Source organism: Corynebacterium sp. MSK122, from assembly GCF_030229435.2.
Classification (GTDB): domain Bacteria; phylum Actinomycetota; class Actinomycetes; order Mycobacteriales; family Mycobacteriaceae; genus Corynebacterium; species Corynebacterium marquesiae.
Genome location: NZ_JASPHV020000102.1, coordinates 1 through 252, shown reverse-complemented (window position 1 = coordinate 252; position 252 = coordinate 1). Strand labels below are relative to the sequence as shown.

Annotated in this window: 1 pseudogene; it reads right to left on the bottom strand. The window is 48.8% G+C overall.

Going from position 1 to position 252, the window contains the following annotated elements:
- Nucleotides 1-120: pseudogene (locus tag QP934_RS11630) on the bottom strand (IS1249 family transposase); the annotation flags it as partial.
- Nucleotides 121-252 lie beyond the last annotated feature (132 nt).

Below are 252 nucleotides of genomic sequence, written 5' to 3'. Positions count from 1 at the left end.
TCGCACGTTGGAATGTGTCCATACCCATGTCCAATTTCCTGTATCAGGGTCTTTAACCCTGGTCTTTTCGTCCATCCACCTGCGGTAGACAGTGTTGAAGTCGTGGAGTAGCGAACTCCAGTGGGCTGAAGTGTCCCAGGTTTTGTTCCGTTTGAGTAGATGGGAAAATCTGGAATATGCCAAGAAAATTTGACCAGGATGCGAAGGATCGTGTGGTCCGTCTTGTAGAGGACCGCATCTTGGCGGAAAATA